The 22,398-nt window shown below is 50.4% G+C and carries 18 protein-coding genes; 9 read left to right on the top strand and 9 right to left on the bottom strand.

Features of this window, described 5'->3' with window-relative positions; all coding sequences use genetic code 11:
* From AC5JLP_RS32245 to AC5JLP_RS32230, 4 genes are all read left to right on the top strand, one after another.
* Nucleotides 1–3,746: beta strand repeat-containing protein (locus AC5JLP_RS32245; RefSeq protein ID WP_496071960.1), on the top strand; the 3,746-nt coding region annotated here is incomplete at its 5' end.
* Between the two features lie 227 nt (nt 3,747–3,973).
* The gene (locus tag AC5JLP_RS32240; RefSeq protein ID WP_496071959.1) at nt 3,974–5,269 is read left to right on the top strand and encodes a pentapeptide repeat-containing protein; all 1,296 of its coding nucleotides are present in this window, start codon (nt 3,974–3,976) and stop codon (nt 5,267–5,269) included.
* A gap of 170 nt (nt 5,270–5,439) precedes the next feature.
* Nucleotides 5,440–6,174 (top strand): cell division ATP-binding protein FtsE, encoded by a 735-nt coding sequence (gene ftsE, locus AC5JLP_RS32235; RefSeq protein ID WP_496071958.1) that lies wholly within the window; start codon nt 5,440–5,442, stop codon nt 6,172–6,174.
* A 123-nt stretch (nt 6,175–6,297) separates the two neighbouring features.
* Nucleotides 6,298–7,002 carry a response regulator gene (locus tag AC5JLP_RS32230; protein WP_496071957.1) on the top strand — a complete coding sequence of 235 codons (705 nt, stop codon included), beginning with the start codon at nt 6,298–6,300 and terminating at the stop codon, nt 7,000–7,002.
* Nucleotides 7,003–7,166: 164 nt separating this feature from the next.
* Here the strand turns inward: AC5JLP_RS32230 and AC5JLP_RS32225 are convergent, their stop codons facing one another.
* The 3 genes from AC5JLP_RS32225 to AC5JLP_RS32215 all read right to left on the bottom strand — a co-directional run bounded on the left by AC5JLP_RS32225 (nt 7,167) and on the right by AC5JLP_RS32215 (nt 10,318).
* Complete coding sequence (locus tag AC5JLP_RS32225) at nt 7,167–8,252, bottom strand: phosphotransacetylase family protein (RefSeq protein WP_496071956.1); 1,086 nt, start codon at nt 8,250–8,252, stop codon at nt 7,167–7,169.
* Between the two features lie 180 nt (nt 8,253–8,432).
* Nucleotides 8,433–9,446: a glycosyltransferase family 2 protein gene (locus tag AC5JLP_RS32220; protein WP_496071955.1), complete on the bottom strand. Its 1,014-nt coding sequence runs from the start codon at nt 9,444–9,446 to the stop codon at nt 8,433–8,435.
* Nucleotides 9,447–9,610: 164 nt separating this feature from the next.
* Entirely contained in the window at nt 9,611–10,318 is a 708-nt protein-coding gene (locus AC5JLP_RS32215) for a TVP38/TMEM64 family protein (protein WP_496071954.1), read from the bottom strand.
* A 187-nt stretch (nt 10,319–10,505) separates the two neighbouring features.
* Here AC5JLP_RS32215 and AC5JLP_RS32210 point away from each other — a divergent pair, with 187 nt between their 5' ends.
* The gene (locus AC5JLP_RS32210; protein WP_496071953.1) at nt 10,506–11,666 is read left to right on the top strand and encodes a type II asparaginase; all 1,161 of its coding nucleotides are present in this window, start codon (nt 10,506–10,508) and stop codon (nt 11,664–11,666) included.
* A gap of 468 nt (nt 11,667–12,134) precedes the next feature.
* Here the strand turns inward: AC5JLP_RS32210 and AC5JLP_RS32205 are convergent, their stop codons facing one another.
* The 3 genes from AC5JLP_RS32205 to AC5JLP_RS32195 form a co-directional block, all read right to left on the bottom strand.
* Nucleotides 12,135–12,395 (bottom strand): hypothetical protein, encoded by a 261-nt coding sequence (locus tag AC5JLP_RS32205; protein ID WP_496071952.1) that lies wholly within the window; start codon nt 12,393–12,395, stop codon nt 12,135–12,137.
* A 122-nt stretch (nt 12,396–12,517) separates the two neighbouring features.
* On the bottom strand, nt 12,518–13,183 hold the full coding sequence (locus AC5JLP_RS32200) for an SDR family oxidoreductase (protein WP_496071951.1): 666 nt from the start codon (nt 13,181–13,183) through the stop codon (nt 12,518–12,520).
* Nucleotides 13,184–13,187: 4 nt separating this feature from the next.
* Nucleotides 13,188–14,399: an MFS transporter gene (locus AC5JLP_RS32195; protein WP_496071950.1), complete on the bottom strand. Its 1,212-nt coding sequence runs from the start codon at nt 14,397–14,399 to the stop codon at nt 13,188–13,190.
* A gap of 309 nt (nt 14,400–14,708) precedes the next feature.
* Between AC5JLP_RS32195 and AC5JLP_RS32190 the strand changes: the two genes are divergently transcribed.
* Nucleotides 14,709–15,992, top strand: coding sequence for a glutamate carboxypeptidase (locus tag AC5JLP_RS32190; RefSeq protein WP_496071949.1), 1,284 nt, complete (start codon nt 14,709–14,711; stop codon nt 15,990–15,992).
* A gap of 47 nt (nt 15,993–16,039) precedes the next feature.
* Here AC5JLP_RS32190 and AC5JLP_RS32185 read toward each other — a convergent pair whose 3' ends face one another.
* Nucleotides 16,040–16,264: a hypothetical protein gene (locus tag AC5JLP_RS32185; protein WP_496071948.1), complete on the bottom strand. Its 225-nt coding sequence runs from the start codon at nt 16,262–16,264 to the stop codon at nt 16,040–16,042.
* 290 nt (nt 16,265–16,554) lie between these two features.
* On the opposite strand from AC5JLP_RS32185, the gene AC5JLP_RS32180 reads away from it, so the two are divergent.
* The gene (locus AC5JLP_RS32180; protein WP_496071947.1) at nt 16,555–17,979 is read left to right on the top strand and encodes a cytochrome P450; all 1,425 of its coding nucleotides are present in this window, start codon (nt 16,555–16,557) and stop codon (nt 17,977–17,979) included.
* A 149-nt stretch (nt 17,980–18,128) separates the two neighbouring features.
* On the opposite strand, the gene AC5JLP_RS32175 is transcribed toward AC5JLP_RS32180, so the two are convergent.
* Complete coding sequence (locus AC5JLP_RS32175) at nt 18,129–18,848, bottom strand: DUF2382 domain-containing protein (protein WP_496071946.1); 720 nt, start codon at nt 18,846–18,848, stop codon at nt 18,129–18,131.
* Between the two features lie 390 nt (nt 18,849–19,238).
* Nucleotides 19,239–20,156 (bottom strand): PRC and DUF2382 domain-containing protein, encoded by a 918-nt coding sequence (locus AC5JLP_RS32170; RefSeq protein ID WP_496071945.1) that lies wholly within the window; start codon nt 20,154–20,156, stop codon nt 19,239–19,241.
* A 269-nt stretch (nt 20,157–20,425) separates the two neighbouring features.
* Between AC5JLP_RS32170 and AC5JLP_RS32165 the strand changes: the two genes are divergently transcribed.
* Nucleotides 20,426–21,070, top strand: coding sequence for a hypothetical protein (locus AC5JLP_RS32165; protein ID WP_496071944.1), 645 nt, complete (start codon nt 20,426–20,428; stop codon nt 21,068–21,070).
* Between the two features lie 240 nt (nt 21,071–21,310).
* The gene (locus AC5JLP_RS32160) at nt 21,311–22,354 is read left to right on the top strand and encodes a hemerythrin domain-containing protein (RefSeq protein ID WP_496071943.1); all 1,044 of its coding nucleotides are present in this window, start codon (nt 21,311–21,313) and stop codon (nt 22,352–22,354) included.
* The last annotated feature ends 44 nt before the right edge of the window (nt 22,355–22,398 follow it).

Genomic DNA, 22,398 nt, shown 5'->3' with positions numbered 1-22,398 from the left:
ATCTCTCGGTCACCGCACCGACCAACCAAGCACCGACGGCCGTCGCCGATAGCTTTAGGGCCGTTACTGATACACCGTTGACGGTTTCTGCTGCCAATGGAGTATTGAAGAACGATACGGATGTAGAAAGCTCAACACTAACGGCCCTTCTGGTGAGCAATCCTGGCAATGGTAGTGTTGTCTTAAATAGTGACGGCTCATTTGTCTACACGCCAACAACGAGCTTTACTGGGACTGACACGTTTGTCTACAAAGCAAATGATGGGGCTTTGGATTCTAGTCCTGCTACGGTAACGCTGACCGTTTTTGGCAATACAGCCCCGATCGCCAGCTCTGATACCTATGCCGTGTCTGCTGGTGTGCCGTTAACCGTCGTGGCGTTCTCTGGAGTGCTGCAAAACGACAGTGACGCAGAGGGCGATACCATCACAGCCAACCTGGTTACTTCCAGCAGCGGTAGTCTTAGCTTCAATAGCGATGGTTCTTTTGTCTACACACCCAATGTCGGGGTGACAAACGGAACGGATACCTTTGTTTATCGGGCGAGCGACGGCTTCTCGATCGGTTCTCCAACGACAGTCACGTTGAGTATTAGTACAAATGTGGCTCCGATCGCCCAGGATGATACGTATAGTGCGTTCGCTGGCAGTACATTGACCGTCAGTCAGTTTTCTGGAGTACTCAGCAATGACACCGATGCTGAGCCACTTACAGCAAGCTTGGTCAGCAATGCGGGACAGGGAACCGTTTCTCTAAATAGCGATGGCTCCTTCACATATGTCCCCAATGGCTCCTTTACAACTGGTACCGATACCTTCGTTTATAAAGCTAGTGATGGTGCCCTGACAACCTCTGCCACCGTGACTCTTAATGTTTCTGCTGCCGCTGCCCCGACGGCCCAAAATGATGCTTATCAGGTGGTTGCAGGCACTACGCTCAGCGTGAGTCAAACATCGAGCATTCTCAACAATGATAGCGACACCAATGGCGCGACGCTAACCGCTCAGATCGTGACCAACCCCAGCCAGGGCACGCTTCTCCTGAATACTGATGGCACCTTTACCTATACGCCTAATGCCAGCGTGACGAATGCAACCGACACCTTTGTCTATCGGGCGAATAACGGCGCGGTCAATTCAAGCCCTGCCACTGTGACCCTCAGTATCGTGAGCAATGCGCTTCCTGTGGTTAGCAATGACAGTTACTCAGTCATCACCAACACGGCCTTAACCATCAATACGCCAGGAGTACTCGCAAACGATACAGACAGCGATGCGGGTCAAACGGTGAGAGTCTTGCTGGCAAATCAGCCGACGCATGGTAGTTTGCTCCTGCGTGCGGATGGCTCCTTTGTTTACACGCCTGATGCGGGATACGTCGGTGCCGATGCCTTCACATACCGGGCAAATGACGGGTTGCAGGATTCGGCCAGCGTGGGTACGGTCTCGCTCTCGATCGTGACCAATGCGGCTCCGGTTGCCAATGCCGATACTTATAGCGTCAACAAAAACAATGTGCTGGTTAAGAATGCGGCCGGTGGCGTGCTGCAAAACGATACTGACAGTCAACCCCTTACCGCAAGCGTCGTGAATGCGCCAACCAAAGGCTCTCTTGCGCTTAATGCCGATGGTTCGTTCACCTACACCCCTAACGCAGGTGTCACCAACACGACCGATACGTTTGTCTATGCGGCCAGTGACGGCACCCTCAGCACCAACGCAACGGTGACTGTGACCATCAAGGACACCAGTACTCCCCCCACGGCTGTCAACGATACAGGCTACACGGTGAATGCAAACAGTACCTTGACGATCGGAGCCGGGACTGGCGTATTGACCAACGACACCGATCCTGAAGGCGATGTCCTCAGAGCGGTTAGCGGCACGGCTCCGACTCACGGGAGTGTGAGCCTCAACAGCGATGGTTCCTTTGTGTACACCCCGACGGCTGGTTATTTGGGCGCTGACAGCTTTACCTACTTTGCCAACGATGGCATTGTCAACTCGCTTAATCCAGCGACCGTTTCGATCGTGGTTGGGGGTGCCAATAATCCCCCCACGATTACGGTACCCGGTAGCCAGGTCGTCTTCCGTAACTCGGATCTGGTGATTCAATCGGGTCTCAGCATCGGCGATCCGGATGCAGGCACCAATCCTGTTGCAGTTACGTTAACGTCAGCGAGTGGCAACCTGACATTGAGTACCACCGCCAACTTGACCGTCAGCGGCGATGGAAGCCAGACCGTTACCATCAGCGGCAGCATTGCTAACATCAACGCTGCGTTGACCAACCTGGTTTATCACCCTATCAGCAGCGGGTTCACTGGCACAGACCAGATTACGATCGCGGTCAATGACAACGGCAACACTGGTTCGGGTGGGGCACAAACAGCGAACGCAGCCATCAACATCAACGTCACAGACGGGCCAACGCTCGTCAAAGACTTGAACCCAACGCAAAACGCAACGGCTACAGGCACCAATAGTTCTACACCCAGCAACCTTACGAATGCGGGCGGCACCTTGTACTTCTCGGCAAATGATGGATCGAGTGGGGTGGAATTATGGCGCAGCGATGGCAGCAGTGCAGGCACCAGCCTGATTGCAGACCTCAATACCACACCCGATTCCAGCGGTTCCTCAAACCCCAGTAACCTGACGGTTATTGGCACCACGCTGTACTTCACCGCTAACAATAGCGTGAGAGGAACAGAATTGTGGAAAGTCGATTTAACGGGCGCAACCAGCCCGACGATCGTCAAAGATATTCGATCGGGTTCCAGCAGCTCTAACCCTCGCAACCTGGTCAACTTTAACGGCACACTGTACTTTGAAGCTGATGATGGTAGCGGGTTGGTGCTATGGAAAACCGATGGCACCAGTGCTAACACCGTTAAAGTTGAAACAACCGCTAGCTACAGTCAACCAGGATTAATCGTTGCAGCAGGTAGCACGCTCTATTTCACCGCAGGCAACGGCAATCAACTCTGGCGCTTGGGCGCTTCCGGCACACAGACCACCTTGTTGCGAGATATTGGGACAGGTGCTGGCATTACCAATCTGGTGGCGATCGGCAATACCCTCTTCTTTACAGCCACCACGAGCAGCAACGGCCTGGAACTGTGGCGTAGTGATGGTACGGCTGCTGGCACCACCCGCATTTCTGACATTAATTCGGGCGTGGGTGATTCAAGCCCCAGCAGCCTGGTGAACGTGAACGGAACGCTGTACTTCATTGCGAAGAATGGGTCAAATGTGTATGGACTATGGCAAAGCACAGCGGCTGGAGTGGTCTCCCTGGTCAGCGCCCTCCCCTCCGTAGGGGGCCTGCCGACCAGCCTGACGGCTGTTGGCTCCAAGCTGTTCTTGATCGTTGATGCTGGCACCAGTAGTTCGCCCGACCTTGAACTGTGGCAGAGTGACGGCACCACAACCAGCCGCGTGAAAGCCATCAACGCTTCAGGCAATGATGCTGTAGCCTCACTAACCAGCGTCAACGGTAGTTTGTTCTTTACGGCAAATGATGGCAGCACCCGCATCTGGAAGAGTGACGGCACAGATGCAGGCACCGTTGCTGTAAGCGCAACCTACACAGGTATTGCGCCCCATAACCTTACAGCCGTTGGTAATCGCCTCTTCTTTACAGCCGAAACCACAACAACGGTGCTGCTCAACACAGATCCCAATGACCCCACTGTCTTCACACAAGTGACAGGCACAACGGGCGAAGAACTGTTTGTGCTCTAATTTCATCAATTGCTTGATGAGCCGATCGCGATGAGTTCAAGGGAACGTCGCCAAGAGCATGTCAGCGAGTAGGATGAAGGTGTTTCAATCAAGGAGCGATCGGCGGCAGTTTGCGCCAGGTGTGTAACGCAATTGCACCCAGGGTGATAGGTGCCTCCATTGGCTGTTGTTTAAGCTATCCCTATGAGCCATGATAGGGTGCCAGCTAGCGTTCACTCAGTATGACAATGAATCCCGATTCACCTGGTTCCAAGCCTTCACCCGCAGAAAGCGAAACCGTCCGTCTTGACGGGTTGACTAGCAGCAATGGGCATAGAGTAGGCAGCTATGAGGCAGCCACGGGAAAGACGCTGGAACCAGTGACGTTAGCGTCTACAACACCAGGGCCAGTGGCTCAGTCCAATCTCTTTGACTCACCGCAACGCTTACCAGCCGCTGTGATCGTGCTGGTGGGAACGGCTGTCATGCTGGTGGGACTGGTGCTGAACTTGAGCTGGTTAGGGTTTATCGGTGCCACGATCGCCCTTGCTGCGTCTGTTAGCATCCTTTGGCAGCCGTTCCTGCGCCCGTTTTTAAGTGAACTGGTTTCAAGCCAGGAAGCTGCGATCCCGATCGCGTTTGTAGGTGGGTTCATTGCTCTGGTGACGTTGCTCAAAGTCATTGGCGTCGATCGCTGGTTTAGCCAGTTATTTCAAGCCGCCAATTGGGATGCGGTTGGTGCCTTGGGCGAGGTCTTTGGGGCAGTGGGGCAAATCCTCATTGCAGTGCTGGCGCTTTATATTGCGTGGCGGCAGTACATTATTGAAAAAGACCTGACCACGCAGCAAAACCTCATCACACAGCAACAGACGATCGATAGCTTCTTTCAGGGTATTTCGGATCTGGTGCTGGATGACGAAGGCTTGTTAGAAGATTGGCCCCAGGAGAGGGCGATCGCTGAAGGGCGGACTGCTGCCATTCTCAGCAGTGTCGATGGTGGCGGCAAAGCCAAAATCATTCGCTTTCTCAGTCGTGCCCGGTTGCTCAGCCCCCTCAAGCGCGATCAACGTTTGGGACGTGCGATTCTAGACGGCACTGGCGGCTATCAAGAAGACCGTGTTTACGGCGTGAGAGTCATTGACCTGGGTGTCATGCTAGCAGGAGCCGATTTGTCGAAGACCGATTTACGGTGGACTGACCTGAGTGAAACCAACTTGATTCGCGCCAACTTGAGTGGGTGTGATTTGGTGAGAACCAACCTCTCCGGCACCGTTCTTTGTCAGGTCAGCTTGCGTGGTGCAGATATCAACGGCACGCGCTTCTTTTATGGCAAAGCATCAACAGCCAGCCCTCGCAGCAAAACAGAGCTACCAGACTACCGTACCGGAGCGTATACCGGAGCCGTCGTAGAAGGTGCTGACTTTACAGGTGCAGTGCATCTGTCTCAAGAGCAACGTGAATATTTCTGCGCCTGGGGGGGAGCTAAAACCCGGAGTTCGATTCCTGGTGGCTGTGAAGGCATTCCAAATAAGTTGGAACGGTAGGAGAAGGGAGAAGGTAAAAGGCAGAACTTCCACACTGACGGCTGATAGCTGATAGCTGATAGCTCTCTTCAACTCAAAACTTTTACACTGACCGCTGACCGCTGAAGGTTCTTTGCCCCCAAACGCCCCTTTTGTGCTGTAATGGGTTGGATTAAGGTCTCAATGTCTTTATGACTCAGGTATTTAACAAGCAGCCTTCCAGTGCAGCAGACCGATCACCACAAGCAGCCAGTGCTGATGCGCTCGTGTCTTTGCAGGGCGTGAGCAAGACCTATGAGAACGGCAGTAAAGCGTTGGTCAACGTCAGCCTTGACATCAAGCGGGGTGATTTTCTCTTCATTACGGGGCCGTCTGGTTCTGGCAAATCAACCCTGCTGAAGTTGCTTTACGGAGAAGAGCGTTCTAGTGAAGGCGATGTGCTGGTCGATAGTTGTAATTTGTCTACTCTGCGGGGCGATCGCCTTTCCCAACTACGCCGTCGCATTGGCATTGTGTTTCAAGACTATAAGTTAATCCCTCGTCGCACCGTCCTGGAGAATGTAGCGTTTGTGTTGTGGGCACAGGGCTTACCGCGCAAAGAAATTCATCGTCGGTTGCAGCCTGCCCTTAAAATGGTTGGGCTGACGCACAAGGCAAATTGTTTTCCAGAACAGCTTTCGGGGGGTGAGCAGCAGCGCGTCAGTATTGCCAGGGCGATCGTCGGCACCCCACCAATCCTGCTAGCCGATGAACCCACAGGGAACCTTGACCCCGATAATTCCTGGCAGGTGATTAAAATTCTTAAGAAGCTGAATTCAGTGGGTATTACTGTGATTGTGACGACTCACGACGAAAGCTTGATTCGCCTGTCCAATCATCCCGCTGTCCAGTTACGTAATGGCTATTTGTATCGTCCTAAAATGTGATGGAAGGTAAAAGGCAAAAGGTAGAAGGTAAATAATAAGGAGCTGATAGCTAATAGCTCTTCAACTCAAAACTCAAAACTTCTACACTGACCGCTGACCGCCCAACGATTTTGTCACACTCTCATGACGATCGACGACTTAATCAAGCTGCTGCAAGTGTTTGTTTCGCTGGCGCAAGCCTTGAGTTGGCAACTGCTCATTCTGTTTGTACTGATCTACTTTGGTGCGCCGCTACGGAACTTTGTGAACAACCTGGGCGAATTTAGCTTTAGGGCGGGTGCCTCTGGGCTAGAAGCGACGGCAAAACGGCGCATTGAGGCAGGAGTACTGTTGGGTTCGGCGGCAGCGATTAAGTCTGGTGATGCTACCAGCAGTAGTCCGCAGCTTCCGGGTGCTGAGGAAGCCAGGGAAATCGCGGCGGTTGTTAGCCAAACGCTGAAGCCAAAAGTCGCGCAACAGCTTGCCAGCGCTTCAGTGCTTTGGGTCGATGACAATCCGTCAGACAACGCTCACGAGATTCGATCGCTCGAAGCCCTGGGCATCGTCTTTACCATGAGTGCATCCGTGCAGGACGCGCTCGAAAAAATTCGGCTAGCTCCCTATGATGCGATCGTCTCCGACATGCGGCAAGCCAACATCTCCCAGGCCGGTTACATTCTCCTGGAAGAACTCCAACGCTTGGGCGTTGATACACCTGTCATCATCTATGGCAGTACCAACGAACCAAGTTTGAAAACCGAAGCTCGCCAGCATGGAGCCTTCGGCAGCACTGGCGATCCGCAAGAGTTGTTTAGCCTGGTGACAATGGCGGTGCAGAAGAAAAGGTAAAAGTGAGGGGAGTTTTGAGAACGCTTAGCGGTCAGCTTCCAGCTTTCAGCAGTCAGTGTAGAAGTTTTGAGTTGAAGAGCTATCAGCAGTCAGTGGTTAGCCATCAGCCGCTAACCGACTCCCAACTCCCGACTCCCTTCTTCTGCCTTTTAACTTTTACTTTCCTACGCCGTCACCGCTGTCTCCAAACCCAGTTCGGCAATGAGCCGATCGGCATCGAAGTTTTCTGCCATCGAGTTACAGATGTATTCGACTTTGACGGGTTCGTTGACGCGGACTTGACCAAAGGCACGATCGACAATTTCGACAGTTGAGAGAGTGTCGAGATCAACGGAGAGAATGGGGATTTCGAGATCTTCGGCACGGCTAAGAATGGCAGGAGACGGCGGCATTTGCCCGGTCAAAATGAGGCATTGGGTGGAGGTTTCCAGGGCGGCAAGTTGAATATCGGTACGATCGCCCCCCGTCACTACAGCCATATTGCGTCCTTTTCGGAAGTATTTCAGCGCTGAGTTGACGTTCATCGCGCCGATGCTGAGGCTTTCGACCATTAAATCCAGGCGATCGGCACGGCAAAGGACTTCTGCATTGAGTTGGTGTACCAGTTCGTTCACGCTCACGCTGCGTAAAAGAGCACTGCGGGGTAACAAGCCAAAAATGGGAATGCCGCGTTCTTCTAAATAGGGCTGTACGGTAGTTTTGACTTCTTCCAGACGGTCTTCAGGAATGTCGTTAATCAACACACCCAACAGGCGATCGCCCAAACGTCGTCTGGCAGAAATCAACGCACCGACAATCAACAGCGAGTGAAACCGTGCGACGAGCAAGATTTTGGCATTCACGCCTTCAGCCACCTGCCGCAGCGAGAGGTCAAACAGACTGCCTTCCTCAAGATTGGCTGGCCCTTCCAGCAGTACCAGATCGGGGCCACGCATCTGGAGATATTTTTTGAGTGCCTGCGGATAATCCACGCGATCGTCCCCCAAAATTCGCTGTTGGATGGTGGGTTCATCGAGTGCGAGAATGGTGGGCTGAAGGCGATCGGCAGGTAATTTCAACACTTCGGCGACAAACTGAACATCTTCTTCAACGTCGTTTGTGTCGCTATTCCAACAAGTGCCTAGCGGCTTACCATAGGCGAGATCCAGTCCCTTTGCTTTTAACTGGTGAGCCATGCCCAGCACGGTTGCTGACTTACCGCTGTATGCTTCGGTCGATCCCACCAATAAATATCTTGCGGATTTTGGCACGCCTTCACTCCCTCCGATGACCTAAACAGCTTAACCTTACGGTTAAAAATGATCTGCTGCCGCAGTATCAATCAATGCATCTTCCCATTTACGCACATCCCTCATTGTACAGCGATGCACTTCACAGCAAATTTCCAGCGCAGAAGGGAGAAATACGGTTCTGCACGTGCGGGCTCTGCGCTAGGAATTTCTTCGTCTAGCTTCTGAAACAGGGTCTTTGCTTGTGTTCAACGGCGTGCCTTGCCGTGGGGTGATGGGAGGCTCAAAACCACTCACTTCTCCAAGAATGTAAACGGGACGATTTTTAACCTCTTCGTAAATGCGCCCAATGTATTCGCCCAAGATGCCGATGCTAAAAAGCTGTACCGCTCCTAGAAAAAAGATGGCAACTGCGATCGTTGCAAACCCTGTAAGCGGTGAAACAGGTGAGAAAAAGCGCCAGTAGAGCACCAGAATCGCCATGATGATTGCCACTACCGCCGCAAACAGCCCTACATAGGTCGAAATGCGGAGCGGCACTCTGGAGAACGATACGAGACCGTCGATTGCCAGTGCCAGCGATTTGCGGAACGTGTACTTGACCTCGCCTGCAAACCGAGAATCGCGCTCAAAGGGAATGGCGATTTGCCGAAACCCTAGCCACGATCGCAACCCCCGAATATAGCGATTGCGTTCTGGCATGGCGTTAAGGGCATCCACCACCCGTCGATCCATCAGGCAAAAATCGCCCGTATCAGTGGGCATCTCCACATCGGCAAGCTGACGCAGCAATCGATAGAAGACATAAGCCGTCAAGCGCTTAGACCAGCTTTCTTGATGGCGCTGTACTCGCTGGGCATACACCACGTCATAACCCCGTCGCCACTTATCTGCCAGGTCTGGAATGAGTTCTGGCGGATCTTGCAAATCGGCATCTAGCACGACGATCGCCTGCCCTCGCACAAAATTCAGCCCCGCTGTCACGGCCACTTGATGCCCAAAGTTGCGCGCAAAGCTGAGATAGCACACGCGACGATCGCGTTCCCGTAAATCGCGCATGATGGATAGGGAGCGATCGTGGCTACCATCATCCACCAGCACCAGTTCCACCGTCCCATCCATGCTATCCATGACCGCACTCAGGCGACGATAGAGTTCCACCAGCGTGGCTTCCTCATTAAACACGGGCACAATGAAGGAATAAGTAGGCTGCATGGGATATCGAGGTAGAGACTTGCGAAAGAAGAAAGGATCGATAGCTTTCAGCGGTCAGCTTTTGGGTAATTCAATAAATGGATATTATCAAACTGAAACTTGAAAAGGCAGAAGGTAAAAGGCTGACCGCTAACCACTGACCGCCGACGTTTTATTGTCACCCATTACTTTGCTGGTGGATGAGTCTCATCAGATATGGATAGACTGGCTTTAGAACGGCGCGATCGCTGGCGGCGATACAACGTTGTGCCACCAATGAAAAGCCCCGTCAGTGTTAGAGCACCGACAAAGGGCAGCACGTCACCTGTCCGCAGCGCTCTTAAACCAGAGCTGCCTAGCAATACATAGGGCAGAATCCCCGGCGTTGTCCCTACCAGGGTACCGAGAAGATAGTCTCGATAGCTCACTGAAGTCAACCCTGCTGCAAAATTGAGCAACCCGTAGGGCATGAAGGGGACGAGCCGAATGGCAATCATGTAGGGCAAGCCGCCACGCCGCACTTCTGCATCCAAGGTTTGCCAGCGTCCAGACAGCCTACGGGCGATCGCCTTGCGTCCCAGCGTGCGGGTAAACGCAAAAGCCACGATCGCGGCCAGCATCGCTCCTGCACTCGTCCACAATGTGCCAAACCAGGGGCCAAACAGCGCGCCTCCCAGCAAATTCAGCGGAGTAGAGGGCATGATCAGCACGGTGGCGATCGTGTAGAGCAAGACATAGAACAGCGGTGCCCAAACGCCCGTCGATCGCAACCAACCTTGTAGCTGTGCTGGGTTAAGTCCGCCTAACCCATACGCAATAATCGCCGTCACTGCAATGCAGCCGAGAGCGATTAGAAAAACGCGAGTCTTAACATGCGGCACAGGCGAAGCCATGAGACAAGAGCCATTAAAGAGAACGTGAAGGATATCCGTTCCCAACCGCCAATAGTCTAGCCTGTACCCTGGTGTTTACTGGCGCTGACCCATGACATTCCTGGCTTGTTTCTGGGACTACGAAGTCGGTGATCATTCTGGGCTATATTGAGCCTCAATCGTTAGCTCCGTCTCAGGTATCGATCGCATGCGAAAACGTTACGCCACGTTTGCCCTTCTGTTTGCGCTGACTTTAGCGACGGTGATGACCCTACCAATATTCGCGCAAGTTTTGCCAGGTAACGTCACATCAACGGCTATGTTGCAATCTCGATCGTCTGACATGATTGCACAAGTGCCGACGGCACCCACTGCTAAGCGACCTAACGTGGTGCTATTGGCAACAGGAGGCACAATCGCAGGCACGGGGGCGACTTCAACCACCACTGCTGGGTATCAAGCGGCTAAACTTCCTGTGACAGCCCTCATCAACGCGGTACCAGAACTAAAGAACATTGCCAACGTGACGGGTGAGCAGGTGCTGCAAATTGCCAGCGAAAACATGACCAACGAGGGGTTGCTAAAGTTGGCCGATCGCGTGAATGCGGTGTTGGCAAAACCGGATGTTGATGGAGTCGTGATCACGCATGGCACTGACACGATCGAAGAAACCGCTTACTTTCTCAATCTCGTCACCAAAAGCGAAAAGCCTGTGGTGATTGTAGGAGCCATGCGCCCCGCCACCGCTCTCAGTGCCGATGGGCCGCTCAATCTTTATAATGCGGTGGCGATCGCAGGTAGCCCCGCAGCCGTGGGCAAAGGCGTGCTGGTCAGCCTCAACGACCAGATCTCAGCGGCTCGTGAAGTGACCAAAACCAATACAACCAGCCTCAACACCTTTCAGTCACCTGATCTGGGCTACTTGGGCTATGTCGAATTAGGCAAGCCCTACTTCTACCGCACCTCCACGCGCAAACACACGACCGCAACCCCCTTCACCGTCACGCCCACTACAAAATTGCCCCAGGTTGACATTATCTACGGCTATGGCAACAACAGCCCGGTGCTGCTCAATGCGGCAGTTGCCGATGGTGCCAAAGGCATTGTGTATGCAGGTGTCGGTGATGGCAGCATCTCAGTCCAGTTAGAACCAGCGGCGATCGCGGCCCGCAAAAAAGGGGTCATTATTGCCCGGAGTGCACGCGCAGGGTCGGGTCGGGTTGTACGCAATGGCGAAGAGAAAGACGACGAGTACGACTTCATCGTGGCAGATAATCTGAACCCACAGAAAGCTCGCATTTTGCTGATGCTGGGCCTCATCATCACAAACGACACCAAAGCGCTACAAGACATGTTTTACACGTACTAAACGCCGACCTGAAACCCATCCGTAGGGACGTTAGAAGGGCAGAGAATCAGTGGTTCCTAACCGATACCGAGCAAGCCGAAGCGCAAGTGCTACAAGCAGCCCGCAACCTACTGGCAACCGGAGCGGAACGCACGCAAGTCGATCAACTGTTGGGATTATCAGACGCACAGCTCGACACGCTCTAGTGCCGTGAGTGATTGAAATCGCCCAGAATCTCTGGCTTTACATCGGAACCAGCACGATCGTTTAACATCGCTTTCGACATAAACTTTACCGTTGCTTAATCGTTAGTAACCACAGCTTCACCGTTAGTAACCACAGCTTCATCATTACTAACGACAGGATGAGTGGGAGTAACGACAGCTTCTCCATTCCTAACGACACGATGAGCGGGCGTCAGGACAGGTTGTGCAGCAGTAAGGACGGCTTGTGTGGAGGTAAGGACGACGCCTGCTGAAACGACCAGAGCTAACGCTTCTCCTCAAACCGCTGATACCAGATGATATTGCCCAAAGTGGTAATGACCAAAGCAACGCCGCCTCCAATCCAAGCCGATGTAGGATCGTAGCCGCTCTTGCCAAGATTCTTCATCCATAGATGGGTCACCTCAGAGCCAACTAGCCGATCGGCAAAGAAGGGAAAGAGATACATCAAGGCTGCGCCAACGATGAGCCAACCCACCATTGAGGCGAGCAGAAAAATAGTTTTGGCAGTCGATTGGCTACCCATAAGCAACTATCCACCCGCGATCGTGTAAAAACTAACGCTGAGATTAGCACAGGCGATATGACGCAGCACATCAACATAGCAATACTCGGAGTACATTCCTCACGACTAGAGTAAAAACTTCTCTACCACGGCAATACCTCTCCATTCGCGTGCCAGAATGTACCTGTGTTCTCTAGTGTCAGGGCATCAATTCGCTGTAGTAATCCATTCACAGAAGCCTCTGGCGTCATGCCGCCCGTTGTGAAGTTCGTCATTTGCGTTTGCACTAAACCGGGATGGAGGATGGCAACGGCAATGCCACGCGGTTTCAGGTCATGTGCCAGTGACTTTCCTGCCATCGACAACGCGACCTTCGACATGCGATAGCCATAGGAACTGCCAGAGGTGTTGTCCGCGATCGACCCCATGCGGCTCGTCATAAACACCAGCTTGGAACCTGCCTTGAGATTAGGTAACAGTGCCTGAGTGACTCGTAAAGGGCCAAGAGCATTCACCTCAAACTGTTCTCGAATGCAGTCAAAATCCAGGTTTTCGAGCGTCACACGCTTGAGGATGCCAGCGTTGTTGATCAGCGCATCAATACCCCTCTCGCCCAAGCGAGATTGCAAAGTCGCCACCGAAGCCTCTGACGTTAAATCAATCCCTTCTTCGACCTGCACTCCTAGCTGTTGCAACGCCTCAGATGCAGCGCGACAGACCGCGACGACCGTCTCGCCTCGTGCTTGCAGTTGACGACAGTATTCATAGCCAATGCCCCGATTTGCACCCGTTACCAAATAAATTCCCATCGCTTTAAGCCGTCCTGTCCTTCAAATTACTATCAGCAGGTTGAGGCGTATATTGTTGACGAGTAGCGATCGCAAGCAGCCCCACTAGAAAGGTAAGAATGCCAGCCAAGTAAAGCGGATACGTGTAAGTGACAGGGTTTTCCTGATGAATGAGGCTACCAGCAATCACAGGCCCAAACGCATTAGACACATTCAAATAAGAAGCATTAAGACCCATCGCAGTGCCCTGTACATCCGGCTTAGAGTTAAGCGAAATTAATGTCGTAACCATCGGCTGCACCAAAGCATTAAATAGTGAAAAAAGGATGCTTACACCAACAAAATAAGCCAAGCTGGGTACAATTGGCATTACACCAAACGAGAGGCTACGAACCAGCAGTGATAGAAGCAAGATTTGCACCAGACTTAACCGTTTTGTAAGGAACGGAATGCCTTTAACTTGCATGATGAGAATCAACGTACCAAACAGCATAAACATCAGCGTGAGTGACTGGCTATTTTGACCCAGTACATGCATAAAGTAAGGCTGAAAAGCAAAGGTAAAAATTGTAAATGTGGTACCAATCAGAAAGTTGATGATTAGCAGAATACCTACTCGCGGTAGAGCCAGCCCTTTCACTAAATTACCCAGGCCGACATCAAAGATATTTGTTGCTTTCTCTGCTTTTACCTGCAATGTTTCTGGCAGGAAGAAGCATGTTACCAACAGTGCAATGAAAGCAAGTCCGCTTGATATTAAAAAGCTGGCACCCAAAGAAACTTGCTGAGCCATCAAACTACTTGCTGGCCCTAAAATAAAACCCAGGCCAAACGTCGCCGAACTATAAATGCCGAAGGCTTTAGCTCGCTCTTGCGGAGATACAACATCCGATACGATCGCTTGCGAGACAGACGCATTTCCACCCGTGATGCCATCAAAAAACCGTGCAAAAAAGAGAACCATTGCACTGTGAGCTGTACCCGCTATAAAGCTAGCAATAACTGTTCCTGCTAGACTGATGAGTAGTAACGGTTTTCGCCCGTAGCGATCGGATAACTTCCCAATGACAGGTGTAGCTAAAAATTGAGCACCTGCATACGTTGCAAACAGTAAGCTTGTTTGAAAATCAGTCAACCCAAAGTGTCTGCCATACGGGTAAAGAATGGGAATGAGAATTGTAAAACTGATTGAGTTGACAAAAGCAATAAACGTTGTAATCCAAAAACTACGATTCATTGATATACTGCATTGACGACATAACTAGACGTGCATACAGAGTATAGCTTTGCAGCGGTTTTCAATTCAATCAGCCGTAGTCTCATGAAGACGGGTAGTGAGTTTAGGGTATAGGAGCGTGAAGGCAAATGAAACTGGCTGTAAGAGGAGACTGCCCAACTATGCAAGGGGCATGTTTAGCGCTTTAGATTGGGTGTCAAAGTTGATTGATGGGTGATGTAATCGCAAGGTTTGAACTTGTCGTTAGGGCTGCAATGGCAGAATAGCATTGCTCTATGGGTTCAGTGCAAGTGACAAGGGTGCAACGGTGTGAATGCGCAGCATGACAACAAACGCATGGCAATGAGAGCATGGCTTCTTTCGCTCATCGGAGGATTGCTGAGTTTAATGGTGGCGATCGTGCTGCTCAAACCGCCAACGGTTGTAGCGACTACTGCTCCTGATGCTGCACTGTATAAGCAGGCTCAGCAAGTGCAAACTAGCTTTCTTAAGTCCTTGGAAACTCTAGTCAATATTGATTCTGGGACGGGTAATCAAACGGGTCTGACTCAGGTTGAAAAGCTGGTTATCGAGCAACTTCAAGCGATCGGTGCAACGGTGCAGACCGTCGCGGCAACACCCAGCGTGGGACGGACAATTCTTGCAACTCTACAAGGCACTGGTAAGGGTAAGATTCTTCTCTTAGCCCACACCGATACAGTCTTTAAAGAGGGCACCGCCACACAGCGACCCTTTAAGGTTGTTGATGGCAAAGCTTATGGCCCCGGAGTGATGGATGACAAGGGCGGTATTTTGCTCGGCATCGCAGCACTCAAAATCTTAAAAGAACAGAATTTTAAGGACTTCGGCACCATTACCTTTTTGATCAATCCCGATGAAGAAAAAGGCTCGTTTGGTTCCCGCGACCTCATCAAAGCAACCGCTAAAAAGCATAACGTGGCATTGGTGTTAGAATTTGGCTCACCAGAGGACAAAGTAACTGCCTGGCGCAAGGGCATTGGGTATTATGGGCTAGAGGTTAAAGGTCGAGCTGCCCATGCAGGTGCAGAACCAGAAAAGGGTTGTAATGCCTTACTAGAAGCCGCTTACCAAACTCTGAGGCTTAGCAAACTGGGCAATCCAAGCAAGCAAACATCGGTTAATGTTACGGTTTTTCAGGCAGGCGATCGCCCCAATACGATTCCAGATTTTGCTACCGTACAAACCGATGTGCGGGTGTTGGATGCCCAAGAATACAGTCGCCTCACCCGTGACTTTACGCGCTTAGCTACAACGAAGCTATTGCCCTGCACAAAGATCAACGTGCGGGCTGAACAAGGTCGTCCACCCTTTCCACCTAATCCTCAAACCGATGCGCTCGTGAAAAAAGCGCAAGCCATTTATCAAGAAATTGGACTTCAGCTTGGCGTAGAGGGTAGTGGCGGCGGCACTGACGGTAACTATGCAGCATCAGTGGGCACCATTACCCTGGATGCACTTGGCCCTGTTGGTGGCGGTGCCCATAGTCCTGAGGAATACATCGACGTGGATCGTATTGCACCACGACTTTACCTTCTTACCAGGCTTTTAATGACGTTAGGAACATCAGCCTGACACTTGCAACGGTTGCAATAGTGGAGAAGAGCTAAACTCCTGACGGCTTATGATGCCATCCCTGCTAGCGATGCACCTGACGTAGCCGATTGCTTCCATGTCTTGTAAGGTACTGCCACTGAGCGTGTTGAGGATACTGCCGCTGAGCGTACTTGCAATGCTGTGCCAGGCGACTTCAGCGAATAGACCATAAAGGCAACAGCCAGATACGCAAAGAAAAAATATTCCACCACAGTGGCAGCAAGGGTCAAAATGTCTTGAAGATTTTCCATAGGGCACTGTATCCAGCGTTGATCTTACTGTCTCACTACTCTACCGCGTTGTCTGCTACAAGCAACATATGACCTAATGATATTGAGCGTATTCTCGTACCAGATAAATTGAGAATGCGACACATTCTCTATTACTTGCGTAAGCTGCAGCCTATTGAAGATGGATGCAGGGTGTGGGATATCCAGTGTGGTGAAGGCAACGGCAACGGCTGTAAGACATCTTTCAAGAAGAAGCATTAATTCGTTAGCAAAGCTTAAGATGAAGAAGATTCGTCCTGTAGGTCTTGAGCATGGTTGCAATTCCACACTCTCAAACGTTCGCTCTTGTACAGACGCTGCAATGGGTGTTTGATCCGGTGGGCTACATGGAGAAAAATTTTCAGCGCTTTGGTGGTTTCTTCAGAGCAGAAATATCGCCCGTCAATCCTGAACCCATTGTCTTTGTGAATCACCCAGAGGCCATTCAGTCTCTCCTTTCCCAGGACAATAGCGATGAACTGTCGGCACCGGGAGAAGTCAACGCATTGCTCAAACCACTCTTTGGTGAAAACTCGCTTCTACTTCTAAGCGGTAAACAACATCGTCAGCGACGACAGTTGATGGTGCCTCCGTTTCACGGCGAGCGGATGAAAGCTTATGGCGATTTGATTTGCGCGATTACCCAAGAAGTTATGGATCAATGGCAAGTAGGGCAACGATTTTGTGCGCGTGAAGCCATGCAGAAAATTACGATGCAGGTTATTTTGCAAGCTGTCTTTGGCCTATATGAAGGCGATCGCTATCAACGGCTTGAATACCTCCTAGCTGAACGACTCAATCTCATCAGTACGCCTCTCAGCTCTGTTCTGCTCTTTTTTCCACAACTAACGGTTGATTTAGGCCCCTGGAGCATTGGTGGACGGGTACGGCGACTAGTTGAAGAGACCGATCAACTCTTGTATGCCGAAATTCGAGAGCGACGTGCCCAACCTAATGTCGATCGCACGGATGTTCTCTCTCTCCTACTCGCCGCTAAAGATGCTGATGGTAAAGGCCTTACTGATGAAGAACTCCACGATGAACTCATGACGCTATTGGTTGCTGGACACGAAACCACCGCGACAGCGCTTGCTTGGGCACTGTATTGGATTCATCATCGCCCGGAGGTACACCAAACGTTGACGGCGGAGTTAGAACAGTCGAGCGACATGGCTGATCTGATGGCAATTTCGCGTTTACCGTATCTCACAGCAGTCTGTAGCGAGACCCTGCGGATTTATCCTGTTGCTATGGTGACGTTACCTCGTCGGGTGGAAAAGCCGATGCAGTTAATGGGATACGACCTTGAGGTGGGTTCCTTACTGTTGGGCTGTATTTATCTGGTGCATCACAACGAAGCACTTTATCCCAATGCTCACGAGTTTCAGCCTGAACGGTTTTTAGAGCGACAGTTTTCTCCCTCTGAGTTTTTGCCCTTTGGTGGAGGCAGTCGCCGCTGCATTGGAGCCGCACTTGCAATGTATGAAATGACGTTGGTTTTGCGAACCATTTTGAGTCAATGTGAACTGCAACTAGCAGAGCCAAAAGCTGTGAAACCTCAACGCCGAGGTGGTACGCTCGCACCAAAAGGCAGTGTTCAGATCAGAAAAGTTGGCGATCGCTCCCAGGTATTGCCAGCGCTAGAGACACCGCCTGAGTCAGCCGGAAATCTAAACGGCATTCACACTTCTCGATGACGCTACTGGCACTGGAGCTTTTGGCATTCGTGCTAGGGTTCGCTAGTTTTGATTTTGTGCTTTGGATTAAGTAAAGGTTGTTATTTTGTGATGATACTCAAGGGTGTTGAGCTTAATTGATGACTTGCCGTAGATTGATGAGCTACTCACTATCGATAAATCTCCTTCGGTTCTACGTTTTCCACTAGAACCTTTATCTGCATTGCCTGATTTTCTCCAGAAGGTTGAGTAGACGCAAGTGTCTCCAAAAATTGAATGGCTGCTTTAATGGATGCGAACTCACCGCTAATTATTCGTTGCGGTGCTGAATGTACTACGTCTTCACCCTCAAGAGCGGATTGAAGATTGGAGTGCCCCAGATCGATCGTCGCCAACTGCTTTGTTTCTGAGCCAATTTGTTCAACGATGAGTTTTTCACGACGCACAGGTACCTCGATTACCTGCGTTTCAATTTCTTTGCGTACAATCACTTCGCCAACTTTACGCCGTTTGCGATCGACAACCAGACGCTCTTCAAATAGTGGAATGACTTTTTCTTCTGCCACTTGGGGCGATGTAGAAGGCGTCCTCTTCCCTAAAGATAAGTTTTCTTGCCTGTAATAGGCCGCAGGCGGTGCTTCTACTGGTATTGCCGCCTGCTTACTATAATCGCGCTCCACGATCGCCTCTTGAGGTTGAGGTTGAGCAGTATCCGAGAATGGTGTTGCAACTGGAGGATTGGTTGGTGGTACTACCGTTGCCTCATTCTCAGTGTCTACCTCATCCCTAAAGTCTAACGGGGCGGATGCTTCTAGCGGGGCAGACGCTTCTAGCGGCGTAGAATTTAGAGACGTGAAATGATTGGGATGATTAGAGTTTGTAGGCGGCATATTTCTAAAGCTTCTTTGTACACGTATGACTTAATTTGAAGAAAGTGCAGGTAAAGATTGTCTAACTTTACCTGCACTCGTATGCTCTATCTGTTCATCACTGCGCCAATAGTTCTAGGCAGTGCGTTAAAGCCTTTGGGTTGTTTCCTTGACCGCTAGTGATCCCCAAATCTCCCTTTAAAGGGAGGACATTGAACGGTTTGGCTCCCTCCTTTTTACCAACGTTAGCAGCGCGGAGCGCGAGGGTTGAGGAGGATTGAAAGTTTCAAAGCACGCACTAGAAAACCATTGGCTTAGAATCGTGGACTAAATAAAACCGACAACTTTTTTGCAGGTAGGTGCGGCCATGCGCCCCTACGAGAAATGCCGAAGTTATTGAATGCTTGTTCCTTAGCGTCGTTTATTAGATCGTTGATTGGGTGTTTGATCAATGACTGGATGACCTTGGGTATTGACATCCAACTCTTCGCGACGAAGCTCCTCTTGGGCCTCAACCGTGTCACGATCAATCTCTTTGCGAACGCTCACGTTCTCACGAACGATCGTTTCCTTGTGAATATCAGGCACCTCTTCGTAAACCTCCATACGGGCGACTTCACCTTCACGGAAATCAGCACTAGCCGCATCAACCGGAGTTCCAACGTTATCTCCAGCCGTGCGCTCAATGATAACGCGCTCTTTTTCAACAGGTACTGAAACACGAGCGGTCTCAGTTTCTACATGTTTGCCAACAGTAACCTCTCCAGTTTTCTGACGTGTCTTATTAGCAATCAGCCGCTCTTGGTAAAGCTTGAGATTTTGGTCACGCTCATTGAAGTTGTAAAGATCGGGATCACGATCGTAGCTGTAGGTATCACGATTATACGCAGCAGCATGAGCTGAGTTTTCGAGCGGCGCATCGCCGATTGCAGCAGAGCGATCAACGGCAGCATTACTAGCACTGCTACTAGCGGAAGCACCGGAGCGATAAGTCCCACGAACTCTTTCTTCATGCTCATAATCAACGGTTGAGTTTTCGTCAAACTCAGGAAGACTTTCCACTTGAGAGCGGCTCAAGTTGTCTGCATAAATTCGATGCTCCGGATAAGAAATCCGTGCACGACCGATCGGGAGCAATACCTTTTTGCCAAAAACCCAAAGACCAGTGTTGATTACAAAATAGCGAAAACTGCCATCTTCATCCACCAAAAGATTATTGACTGAACCAACTTTCTCATTACCGTTGTAAAGATCAAAGCTCAAAAAATCCTGGTTGTCAAAATGCTGACGATAGGCCGGATCAAAGTCTTTTATTTTATAGAGAGCCATGCTTTTGTCCTTCCGTAATGCCGTGAACAACTTCAATATAAAAAGTAGACTTTTGGGCTACCTCTCTCTAAAAGAAGATACGAGATATTTAAGATCTTTTTATCTTCTGAGGTATGTCAACAGCTTTACAAGTAATGCTTACAAACTTGCTGCATGGTTTATTCCTATAGATAGGGGTAAGCGATCGAGCCGTTGCCTAATCTTCTTACATATTTCCCGCTCTAGTCGCTTTCGATGAGCGTAGGAAAATTGAGTTAAAGGCATAAACAATGGCATACGCAGACAGACCAATCAATAATGTTGTGGAGCGATCGACGGCCGTTCCTGTAGCTGATTATCACGACCGTGTCCGATGGGGTCCAATCATTGCCGGACTCGTGGTTGCTTTGAGCACTCAATTAGTCTTAAGTGCGTTGGGTGCTGCGATTGGCTTGACCAGCCTTTCTGGTTCAGGGGCCCCTCGCAGTGACGCAGATAATATTGGCTCCGCTGTTGGCATTTGGGCAATCATTAGCTTGCTGATTTCGCTTTTTCTGGGCGGCTGGACGACAACTCGTGCCTGCGGACCCATGAACCGCAGTACAGGTTTACTGAACGGCGCTATTCTCTGGGCAACGACGTTAGCCATTAGCGCCTGGTTGATTTCCAGTGGTGTTTCAGGAGCGTTTGGTATCGCAGCATCAAACGCTGGTGAAGTGATCAATCAAGCGCAGCAAAGTGGAGCTGGTATTCCTAATCCAGCGGCTTCTCCAAATGTGACAGCTCAACAAACGCGTGACATTGCTGGAAATGCAGCTAAGGTTGGCTGGTCGTTTGCGATCGGCTCCTTACTAGGGTTAGCAGCCTCGCTGATGGGTGCATCCATTGGAACTCGGACACATCGGACAACCACCACCACGACCGTTCAACAGTAGGTGTTTGTGGCTTATGCTCTACCCCCCCTACTAAGAAAGCCATTTGTGATGTTACCAGCGTATGGAGCACCAGTTATGTCTGGCACTCGGCGCTTTTGGCAAATCGCCACTTTCTTATGAGCTTTATTCACCAGGTCTTACAGATTAGAAAGCCTACCTGCACACTTTTCAAGTTCAAACATTGCAAACTCAAACTCTGCAAATTCAAACCTTTTAATCCTGTTTAACAGAGAGGAACACATGGTATCAACATTAAACGACACAAAGCGCAGCGCGATCGGTATGCAGCTTGCTAGCATCAAAGCAATCCAGGAGCTACTGATTAGCAACGAGCAAACACTGATTTCTGAGGTTTCGGACGCTGAGGTGCGTGAGCGACTTCAGAAGATGCTAGAAGACGATCAAAAAAACTTGGGTGTTTTAAATACGGTTATCGTTCAGTATGGCAACAAAGAGGAACCAAAGAAGACTGTCACTGAGTTTATCAAGAAAGCAAAAGAATTGATTGCAGGCTCAGAACTGTCCTTATACGAGAAAGTGTTTCAGCATGAGCTGCTTAAGCATCAGCAAGTTATGAGTGGAGTCGTTGTTCATAAAGCAGCACAAAAAGTTGGTGCAGATGTTGAGGCTGCGATTACTCCGCTTAACACAGTTAACTTTGAAAATCGCGCCCATCAAGAACAGCTAAAGGGAGTCCTTGAGGTTTTGGGTGTGCGCGAATTGACCGGGAAGGAAGCTGATCAAGGACTGTGGGCACGAGTGCAAGATGCTGTAGCGGCTGTCACGGGTATTGCTGGTAGCGCCGTCACTCAAAGCTCCAACAAATCTGACATGAATGTTCAAGACGTGATTCGTATGGATCACCAAAAAGTGAACGCGTTGTTTGTTGAAATCAATAACTCAAACGATTCTCAAAAGATTCAAGAATACTTTGGGCAAATCTACAAGGACTTAATTGTTCATGCGAAAGCAGAAGAACAAGTTGTTTATCCTGCTGTTCGTCCCTTCTACGGTGATGACAACACCCAGGAACTCTACGATGAGCAAGCTGAGATGGCTACCTTATTGAACGAAATCAAAAGCATCGATCCTGCTAACGCTGAGTTCAAAACCAAAGTCAATCAATTGAAAGATATTGTGATGGATCACGTTCGACAAGAAGAAAGTACAATGTTTGCTGCAATTCGCAATAACTGTAGCAGTGAACAAAGCGAGCAGTTAGCAAGTCAGTTTAAAGCGGCAAAAAGCAAATTGCAAGATCAGCTCAAGGCTGAACTTAACTAGCGGTTCAATAGCTTAGCGGCTATTCAATCAATTAACTAGCAGGA

Source organism: Stenomitos rutilans (genome assembly GCF_059505485.1).
Note: the sequence above shows the minus strand (reverse complement) of the source record. Positions and strands in the feature narration are given on the sequence as shown.